General features: G+C 57.7%; 7 protein-coding genes. 2 read left to right on the top strand and 5 right to left on the bottom strand.

The window, feature by feature from the left end:
* Window positions 1-246: 246 nt before the first annotated feature.
* The 4 genes from B5M42_RS04550 to B5M42_RS04535 all read right to left on the bottom strand — a co-directional run bounded on the left by B5M42_RS04550 (window position 247) and on the right by B5M42_RS04535 (window position 6970).
* Entirely contained in the window at window positions 247-2547 is a 2301-nt protein-coding gene (locus tag B5M42_RS04550) for a molybdopterin oxidoreductase family protein (protein ID WP_456238742.1), read from the bottom strand.
* Window positions 2548-2608: 61 nt separating this feature from the next.
* A complete protein-coding gene (nirD, locus tag B5M42_RS04545; RefSeq protein WP_134757130.1) occupies window positions 2609-2959 on the bottom strand; it encodes a nitrite reductase small subunit NirD in 351 nt (116 codons plus the stop codon).
* A gap of 30 nt (window positions 2960-2989) precedes the next feature.
* Entirely contained in the window at window positions 2990-5410 is a 2421-nt protein-coding gene (gene nirB / locus B5M42_RS04540; protein WP_134757132.1) for a nitrite reductase large subunit NirB, read from the bottom strand.
* A gap of 321 nt (window positions 5411-5731) precedes the next feature.
* On the bottom strand, window positions 5732-6970 hold the full coding sequence (locus tag B5M42_RS04535) for a nitrate/nitrite transporter (protein ID WP_134757134.1): 1239 nt from the start codon (window positions 6968-6970) through the stop codon (window positions 5732-5734).
* Window positions 6971-7491: 521 nt separating this feature from the next.
* On the opposite strand from B5M42_RS04535, the gene B5M42_RS04530 reads away from it, so the two are divergent.
* Together B5M42_RS04530 and B5M42_RS04525 are read left to right on the top strand one after the other, a co-directional pair.
* Window positions 7492-8022 (top strand): ANTAR domain-containing response regulator, encoded by a 531-nt coding sequence (locus tag B5M42_RS04530; RefSeq protein ID WP_167690306.1) that lies wholly within the window; start codon window positions 7492-7494, stop codon window positions 8020-8022.
* Window positions 8019-9050 carry an anthranilate phosphoribosyltransferase gene (locus B5M42_RS04525; protein WP_134757138.1) on the top strand — a complete coding sequence of 344 codons (1032 nt, stop codon included), beginning with the start codon at window positions 8019-8021 and terminating at the stop codon, window positions 9048-9050. The genes B5M42_RS04530 and B5M42_RS04525 overlap by 4 nt, the downstream gene beginning before the upstream one ends.
* Window positions 9051-9218: 168 nt before the next feature.
* Here B5M42_RS04525 and B5M42_RS04520 read toward each other — a convergent pair whose 3' ends face one another.
* A complete protein-coding gene (locus tag B5M42_RS04520) occupies window positions 9219-9986 on the bottom strand; it encodes a CAP domain-containing protein (RefSeq protein WP_134757140.1) in 768 nt (255 codons plus the stop codon).
* Window positions 9987-10094 lie beyond the last annotated feature (108 nt).

The raw sequence follows: 10094 nt of genomic DNA, 5'->3' as shown, positions 1-10094 counted from the left end.
CTAGGGTCTGCGGTCTGCCGTCTGCCGTCTGCGGTCTGCGGTCTGCGGTCTGCGATCTGCCGTCTGCGATCTGCGATCTGCGGTCTGCGCTCTGCGGTCTGCGGTCTGCCGTCTGCGGTCTGCCGTCTGCGGTCTGCAGCAGGCAAAGCCGGACGGCTTTCATGAGCCTGAGCCGCGGTACGACAGCAATAAAAGGAGCGTTTCGGAAGATCAGTTTCGCTGACCTCCGTACGCTCCTTTTTATCGTTAATCTGCAACCCGTTCCACACGTACAGCGCAAATTTTAAATTCCGGCATCCGGCTGGTCGGATCCAGCGCTCCGTTGGTCAGCTTGTTGATCGACAGCTCCTCCCCCCAGTGAAAGGGCACAAAAACAGTGCGGGGCTGAATGCCTTCGGTTACTTTCACTGGAAATACAAGCGAGCCTCTCCGGCTTGTAATGCGCACTTTGCCGTCCACGCCAAGCCCGATCCGACCGGCCAGCCACGGGTGAATCTCTGCCACCGGCACGGGATTTTTCTTATTTAGCGCTTCCGTCCGCCGCGTTTGCGCACCGCTTAAATAATGGCTGCCGACACGTCCTGTCGTCAGCACATACGGGTAGTCGGCGTCGATCGGCTCGGCCGGCATTTTCGGCGTTATGCCAAAAAGCCGTGCTTTGCCGTCCGGATGGGCAAACGTCGTCTCGAACATGTGCGGCGTGCCGGGATGGTCCGGAGAAGGACACGGCCAAAACACGCCTTTTTCCCGCTGGAGCCGCTCATACGTGATCCCGCTGTAATCCGCCTTGCCGCCCGCCGTCGCCCGCGTCAGCTCGTTAAACACGTCTTCAATGCCGTTGTATTGAAAAAAGGCCCCGCGCCCCAGCGCCGCAGCCAGCTCGCACAGAATCCGATAATCGAGCTTGCTTTCGCCGGGCAGCGCCAACGCTTGCGGCCGATGAAATACCCGGCCCTCCAGATTCGTCAACGTCCCCTCGCCTTCGAGAAACGAGGAGCCGGGCAGCAGCCAATGGGCATATCGGGCCGTCTCCGTCTCGAACATGTCGATAACTACGAGCAGTTTGAGCTTCTGCAGCGCCCGCTCGACCATCCGGCTGTTCGGACTGGAGACGAGCGGATTGGAGCCGAGAACAATCAGCGCTTGAATCTCGCCTTCGTCCACCTTTTGCAGCAGCTCGTAGGCCGATACGCCCTTGCCCGGCAGCTCGCCCGGGTCGACGCCCCAGACGCCGGCAACGTAAGCGCGGTCTGCTTCATTCTCGATCAGCCGGTAACCCGGCAGCTGGTCGGCTTTTTGCCCATGCTCGCGTCCGCCCTGCCCGTTCGCTTGGCCGGTTACAGCGCCGTAACCGCAGCCTTTGCGGCCGATTTTGCCGGTTATCAGCGCCAGATTGATGTAATTTTGCGTATTTTCCACACCGTTGACCTGCTGCTCCAAGCCGCGAGCCGTCATGACAATGCCGCTTTCCGCTTTGGCAAAACCGCGGGCAATCGTCCGCACAACGCCTTCCAGCACGCCGGTCAGCTCCTCCACGCGCGCGGGCGTGAAAGGCTTGACCGCAGCTGCCAGCTCCTCAAAGCCCGATGTCCGCTGTTCCAGAAACGCGGCGTCGTACAGCTTTTCTGTCACTATGACATTCAGCAAGCCGTTTACGAACACGGAATCAAAGCCAGGCTGCAGACGGACGTGAATGTCGGCGATTTTGGAGGTCATCGTGTTGCGCGGATCGATGGTGACGATGACCGCTCCGTTTTTTTTCGCTTCCAATAAATAAGGGGTCATCGTCGGCTGGCATTCGGCAATGTTTGTGCCGGCCAGAAGGATATATTTGGCCTGTGGAATTTCCGACAGCGGCATCGTCATTCCCCGGTCGACGCCAAACGCCTTGTTGCTGGCCGCTGCTGCCGACGACATGCAGTAACGACCGTTGTAGTCGATATATTTGGAACGCAGAGCAACGCGGGTGAACTTGCCGAGCAAGTAGCTGACCTCATTGGTCAAAGAGCCCCCGCCATAGACGCCAACTGCGTCGTTGCCGTATTCGGCTTGCAGCGCTTTGATCTCGGCAGCAATGCCTGCAAGGGCATCGTCCCAGCTCAGTGAGCGCCATGAATCGCCGGCAGCGGCATATGGCAGCCCGACAGACGCCGTGGCTGGTCCAGCGGACCGTTCGGCCGTCGACACGGAAGCTTCGGCAGCGGCTGCGAGCAATCTGGCAGCAGGCGCGTCATGCGCAGCGTTCGCACCTGAGCCGAAGCTTGCGGACACATAACCGCTATCAGGCAACGTCTGGACCACTCCCGCTGCACGCGCTGCGGATTGCCGCTGCCAGTAGCCGGCGCGCACGAGCGGCAACGTAACCCGGTCCGCATGCTGCACATGCTCAAGTGCGTTCAGGCCCTTCTGGCACAGCCTGCCGGTTGCGACCGGAAAATCGGGGCTCGGCTTGATCACAAGCCCCGTTCCTTTGTCGCTGGGCATCACCAGCATGCCGCACTGCATGCTGCAAAAACAGCAGTGGGAAGCTGTCGGTATCATCAACATCGGCGTTTTCACCGCTCATCACCTCCCGCATCTCATCATGTTGAATTGCGCCTGTCTCCGATCAGCCCGCCAGCTCCTGCGCCTTAGGAAAGCCGATATAGACGTCGCCTTGCTCCAGCTTCGTCGTGTACGTTCGAACGCAGCCCGTATCGGGCAGCTGGACGAGACCGGACGGCAGATGAATTTTGCGATCGTGCAGCGGACAAAACACATGCTCATCGCACACAATGCCTTCCGCCAGCACGCCGTCCTTGTGCGGACAGCGGTTTTGGATCGCTTGCAGCTTACCGCTGCTGAGCTTGAACAATGCGACTTCTTCTCCGCAGTAGCGGACCGTGCGCCCTGTATTCACCGCTAGCTCCTCGTACGCAACAGCTTTCACCCATACCAGTTGCTCTTCCTTCACGATCATGTCCCTCTCTCCTCTCCGAATGTCCTGCCATTATTTCAACTCAACGACTTGGTACAGGTCCTTTTGAATTTTTTCGCTTTGAATCGCTTCTTTCCACGGGTCCTTCGTCACCGATAGGGCCAGCTCCATCCGCTCGCACAGCGCCTTGCGCTGATCAGCGTCGCTTACAACCCCGCGCACATGCTCGATGCCCAGGCGGTTTACCCATTCGCTCGTGCGCTCGCCGTATTTGCCGGTTTCGCGATAATATTGCAAATACGCCTCGATGTATTCGATGATTTCCGCTTCTGTCTTCACGGTCACGAGCAGATCGCCGACACGCACCTTTACCCCGCCGTTGCCGCCTGCATACAGCTCCCAGCCGCCGTCGACCGAGACGACGCCCAGATCCTTGATGCCGGACTCGGCGCAATTGCGCGGACAGCCGGAGACGGCCATCTTCACCTTGGCCGGCGTATTCAGCCGCTCAAATCGCTTCTCCATCGCGATCCCGACGCCCATTGCATCGCCGGTGCCAAAGCGGCAGAACTCCTCGCCGACGCACGTTTTGACCGTGCGCAGTGCCTTACCGTAGGCATAACCGGAGGGCATGTCGAGCGCTTCCCACATCGCGGTCAGATCCTCTTTTTTCACACCCAGAAGATCGATGCGCTGTCCGCCCGTCAGCTTGACTGTCGGGACGTTGAATCTTTCCGCAACCTCGGCAATGCGCTTTAAGTCGGACGGATTGGTCACGCCGCCGTACATCCGCGGGACCACCGAATACGTACCGTCCTTCTGAATGTTGGCATGCATCCGCTCGTTGACAAAACGCGAGGTGCTGTCGTCCTTGTAAATGCCCGGATGAATCATGCCCAGATAGTAGTTCAGCGCAGGACGACATTTGGAGCAGCCCTCCTCGTGCTTCCAGCCCAAAACATTCATCACCTCGCGCACATGGGTCAGTCCCTTGTCGCGAATCGCAGCCACCACTTCATCCCGCGTGTGGTCGGTGCAGCCGCAGATCGTTTCTTTGCTCGCCGAGTGATCGTAGGAATCGCCAAGCGTATAGGCCAAAAGGTCGCTGACCAACGGCTTGCAGCCGCCGCAGGAGCGGGAAGCGGTCGTGCAGTTCTTGACCTCCTCCACCGTCGTCAGCCCTTGCTCGCGAATCGCCGAGCAGATCGCACCCTTCGTTACCCCGTTGCAGCCGCAAATGATCGCGTCATCCTTCATCTCCGCTACGCCCGAGGCAGCGCCGCCCTTCTCCGAGCCGTCGCGCAGCAGCGCTGTTTTCTCCATGCCGCTAATGTCCGTGCCCTCGCGAATCATTTGCATAAGCCGCGTGCCGTCGGCCGTATCCCCGAACAGCACCGCGCCGACAATGCGGTTATCTCGTATTACGACCTTTTTGTATATGCCGGAAAACTCATCGAGCACCTTGATCGTTTTACAGCCTTCCGTTTCTGTAAAGCTACCGCCCGAAAACACATCCACACCGGCCACCTTCAGCTTCGTATACACGATCGAGCCTTCATACGGCCCGGTTTCCACTTCGGCCAAATGCTTCGCCAGCACAGCGCCTTGCTCATACAACGGGGCAACCAGCCCGTAAGCAACGCCGCGATGCATCGCGCATTCGCCGACGGCGTAAATGTTCGGCACGCTCGTTTGCAGGTAATCATTGACGAGAATGCCGGGATTGCAATCCAGACCCGCTTTTTTGGCCAGCTCTACATTCGGGCGAATGCCCACCGCCATGACGATCAGATCGGCTTCAGCCACGCTGCCGTCTTTGAATTTGAGCCCGGTCACGCGCTTGTCGCCGATAATTTCCGCCGATTGCTTGGCGAGCAGGAAATTCATGCCCTGCGCCTCCAAAGCCTCGCGCAGCAGCTTCGAAGCCGTCGGGTCAAGCTGGCGTTCCATGATCGTATCGCAAATATGAACGACATCGACCTTCATGCCGAGATTGAGAAAGCCGCGCGCCGCTTCGAGACCGAGCAAGCCTCCGCCGATCACAACGGCTTTTTTGTATTTGGCCGCCGCTTCCATCATCAGCTCGCAGTCGCGGATGGTGCGGTACGCCATGACGCCCTCTTTATCCGCGCCCGGCAACGGGAGCATAAACGGATTGGAGCCGGTCGCGAGAATCAGCTTGTCATAAGCAACGGTCACGCCTTTATCGCTGGTGACCGTCTGAGCCGCCGTATCGATGTCTGTGATCGTTTGACCTGTATATAAAGTAATGCCGTTCGTTTCGTACCATTCAAATGGATGAATCACAATGTCCTCCACCTTGGAATCCCCGGCCAACACGTAAGAGAGCAAAATCCGGTTGTAGTTCGGATGCGGCTCGCTACCGAAAATCGTCACGTCATATTTGCCGGGCGCCAGCTTGAGCAAATGCTCGACGGCATTGACTCCAGCCATCCCGTTCCCGACCAGTACCAGCTTCTCCTTGCTTCCCATATCCATCATCCCTTCGCAAATGGTTTATCTGTTATCTGCTGTCTACCGACCTGATTCTCCATGCCCTGGGTGCTGTAAAAAAGGGCCACCGGGGGCCTATGAGCTTGAACCGCCCCCGAATGACAAAAGTTGGGATATGGAGCTAAAACAGCTCGCAAGCGAACTGCCAAAGACGAGTGGTCGTAAACGTCTTTGCCTGTACAGCCCGTAGCTCCGGGCTGTACAAGCAACTCGTCTACGTTGGCTGGCAGAGCCGGCCGGCATATATTGGCGCCGGCCGAACCGTTGCCCTCCGGTTGCTTTTTGTCCGGATTCAACCGATCAGGCGCTGACCCCGTCGAGACCGCCGGAGGTTTTCACCTTGCCGCCTTCGCCGATCCACGTCCGCTTCCATTGACCCTGTACAATGGCAATCAATGCGATACAAGCGAAGGCAATCGCGCTGAGAATCAGGAAGCCTGGCGTGAACGAGCCGGTTGTGAGCTTGACGTTGCCGAGAATTTTGGGCAGGAAGTAGCCGCCAAGCCCCCCGGCAGCGCCGACAATCCCCGTGATGATGCCGATTTCCTGACGGAAACGCTGCGGTACGAGCTGGAATACCGAGCCATTGCCCATACCGAGCGACATCATGGCTACGAACAGCATGGCTGTTGTAAGCGGCAGCGCCGGCAAGGTGGAAATACCCGCCATCATCAAGCCGACGACTCCGTAAAGCACCATCAGCATTCGAATCCCGCCGATCCGGTCGGCCAGCCAGCCGCCAACCGGACGGAAGAAGCTGCCGGCAATGACGCATAAGGTCGTGAAATCGGCCGCTTTAATTGGAGACAAGCCGTACTGCGTGTTAAAAAAGATCGTCAGATACGTCGACATGCCGACAAAACCGCCAAAGGTTACGCTATAGAAGATGCAGAACAGCCATGCGTCCTTTTGCTTGAGCACCCGGCCGTAATCCGTCAGCTTCTTGGGCGCGGGCTTATTCGGGCTGTCCTTGGCGAGAATCGTAAAGAGCACCAGCGTAATCGCAATCGGAATCATCGCCATGCCGAACACGACGTGCCAGCTGCCAAAATGCTGGGCGATCCGGTTCGCGAACAGCGTAGCGAAGATCGTACCGCTATTGCCCGCTCCGGCAATTCCCATCGCCAGTCCCTGATATTGCGGCGGGTACCAGCTACTAGCCAGCGGCAGTGCCGCGGCAAAGCTTGCACCGGCGATGCCCAGCATCAGCGCGACGAAGTACATCTCGCCCATCGTATCGGCGAACTGCCAGCCCCACAGCAGCGGCAGCAGCGTCAGCGCAAGACCGATCTGTCCCGTGCGTTTCGGGCCGATTTTGTCGGTCAAATACCCGAGCACCAGGCGGAGAATCGAGCCGCCGAGCGTCGGCAGCGCAACGAGATTCGCCTTCTCCGCAGCATTCAGAGAAAATTCGCCCGAAATGATTACGGCGAGCGGTCCGAGCAGTACCCAGACCATAAAGCTCATGTCAAAATAAAGGAATGCGCTGAATAACGAACCTTTGTGACCGCTGTGCAAAAATCCTTTCCGATCGACCATGTGTACCCTCTCCTTTTGGTTGCGGCGCTGTTCGCCTTGTCTCTTAGATTCCTATCCGATAATAAAAAAAGCCGACAGACGTTATCCGCGCGCAAGCGGAACGTTCCATCGGCCTCATTGCCACGGCAGCCACAGCATTGTGGTCTGCGCGTTAACTTCTGTTGCATGTGACACCCCATTGTGTCAGTGGATTGCTGATCTTCCTGCCCTCATTATAGTACGCCGTGGCTTTTGTGTCAATAAACATGACATAAAATTTTCATAAACATCGTTTTGCGATCTTCTTTATCGACAAAAGAGCAGCTTCATGCTATATTTTAGGAAGAAAACAGCGATATACCCGAAATACATGACATTAATATAACATAAAATGAAGCTTACTTATTGATGGGGGTTTTACCATGTTACAATCTTTTATACTCATCGACGAGTTGGCCACGTCTCGCGCAGCCGCTTCCTCCGCCTCTTCCCCTTCGCGGTCTGATTCTGCTATCATAAGTTCAGAATCAATTCCTGTCGCGATGCTCCGCGATCTGGGCTTCCGGGTCCATGTCGCCGCTTTGCCCAAGGAGCTGGGGCTCCATATCGGCAAAGCCGACGCCGCTCTGTTGTCTGTCGCTCCCGAGCAAGTGGAGCCGTGGCGCGCGCGCGTGCTGGCGCAGCGCAGCTTGCCGATTTTCTGGTGGTGCGACCCGCTCACCTTCCCCAGCAATGAATGCCGGATGAACACCGGAATCGACGGCATGATCGGTCCGGCCATGAGTGCACGGGAAGTCCATTGCGCGTTGCTGCTTGGCGTGAATCATTATTTTCAGCGCACGGAATGGCAACAGGAACGAGAGCAACTGCTCTCACGGCTGGAGGAGCGCAAATGGATCGATCAGGCCAAGCGGATTTTATCCGAAATCAAGCGCATCTCCGAAGCCGAGGCCTACGAATTTTTGCGTAAGCAGGCCATGAATGAACGCAAACGCATGGTTGATGTCGCCACCTCCATCGTTAAGGTATATCAGCTTTTGCAGGATGAGAATCAGGGAGGTCGTAAACGATGATATCATTAATTAAAGAAGTCGCCCGCGGCAAACGCGGCGCCAGAGATTTGACCTATGAAGAAGCGATGCAGGGAGCCGAAGCGATTTTGACCCAAACAGCGACTCCCGCGCAAATCGGCGCATTTCTGGTGGCTGAGCGGATCAAAATGGAATCGTCCGACGAGCTGCGCGCCTTCACCGATGCGCTGCGCGCCCGTTGCCTGCCGTATCCGATGGAAGGCAGCTTCGATTGCGCCGGGCCGTACGACGGACGAACGCGGTCGTTTATCGCGACGCTGCCGACAGCGTTCGTGCTGGCGGCTTGCGGACTGCCTGCCGTACTGCACGGAAGTCCGAGCCTGCCGCCGAAATGGGGCGTTACGCTGACGGATGTGCTGCAAGCGCTGCATATTCCGGTGCTGGACGCCTCACGCGAGGCGCTGACCGCCGCAGCCGACCGCACGGGCTTTTTGTTCGCGCCGACGGAGCGCTGGTGCCCGCCGCTGGGCGAGCTGCGCGCGATCCGGCAAGAGCTGGCTTTGCGCACGGTGTTCAACACCGCCGAGAAGCTGCTGCGCTTCACCAACGCGCGCCATATGGCGATGGGCGTTTTTCACGGCACGGTTTTCGAAAAAATCAGCCAACTGCTGATCGACATCGGCGTTACCAGCGGCATTGTCGTACAGGGCATGGAAGGCTCGGAGGATTTATCCGTGGAAAAACGGACGCGCACCTACGTCATTCGCGACGGTGTCAGCGAGCTGTTCATTGTCGATCCCGAGCTGTATGAGCTGCAGGTCGAGATGCCGGAAGGCGAATGGACGACGGAGCTGCAAGCGCAAACGACGCTCGCTGTCCTGCGTGGCGAAGCCGAGCTGCCGTATTTGAACATGGTGCTGCTCAATAGCGCCGTGCGGCTGTGGATCGGGCAAAAAGCCGGTTCCATCGAGGAAGGCTTGTATATGGCCCGGCACGCGATCGAGCAAGGCAAAGCGCTGCAAACCTTCCAGGCGTGGTCGGAGGCTTTGAAGCCGGTTTCGGCTTCCTGATCGGGAACGAAAATCCCCGATTCTCCAAAAAAGAGCTTTGCCCAAGGGCAAAGCTCTTTTCGTCATGAGGAGGAACGCCCCTGCTTGTCTGACTTTCGCACAGGAGCTTGCCGCCCGCGGGCAACCTGCTCCTGCTTCCGCCCGGCAGTGCCGCAAGCGGCAGATGGATTAGCGGCCAACGAACTGCTGCGTAAACATTTTTCCGCACGGACCGCCGTTAACGATCCCGATCCCGATGTGTGTGTAATCCTTGTTCAAAATATTGGCCCGGTGGCCCGGCGAATTCATCAACGCCTCATGCGCTGCTTGCACGCTCTGATTGCAGGCGATATTCTCACCCGCTGTCCGGTAGCTGATGCCGAAGTTCTTCATCATATCGAACGGAGAGCCGTAGGCCGGAGAATCGTGCGAAAAATAATTGTTGTCGACCATATCCTGACTTTTCAGCCGCGCTGTCCGTGTCAATGCGCTATCCACTGCCAGCGGAGCAAGTCCGGCAGCAGCCCGCTCCTTGTTGACCAAATCGATCATCGCCATCTCTTCGGCGGAAGGCGCCGTTCCAGGCGCAGCGCTAGGAGCCGGCGTTGGCGCAGGCGTCCGGGTCGGAGCTGGCGTAGGCGACGGAGCCGGCGTTTTGCTGATTTTCAAATTGCCGTAAGCCCATAAAATCGACTGCAGCGTCTGATCGTCGACGGCCCCGGTAACGGGCAAGCCGTATTTGCGCTGAAACGCTTTAACCCCCGCTTCCGTCTGATTGCCAAAATAGCCTGTAATCGGCCCGCCGTAATACCCGAGCGATTTCAGCATCCCTTGCACCGCATACACATCCGGTCCTTTGGCCGTTTTACCGAAGGCAAACGCCGTCGAAGCGGACGAGACCAGCAGGACGAGACACAGCAGCGTGATCCATATCGTTTTTTTGCTTCGCTGAAGCATAGTAAGCTCACTCCCTGTTCGACACATTTCGGTCGCCTTGCAGCGACGCTAATAGGTTGGCTTAAATGCCAGCATTTATGCGATAGGATCAGGGTAATTTTTTAGCCG

The organism is Paenibacillus athensensis (assembly GCF_004514475.2).
GTDB classification, from domain to species: Bacteria; Bacillota; Bacilli; order Paenibacillales; family NBRC-103111; genus Paenibacillus_AL; species Paenibacillus_AL athensensis.
Note: the sequence above shows the minus strand (reverse complement) of the source record. Positions and strands in the feature narration are given on the sequence as shown.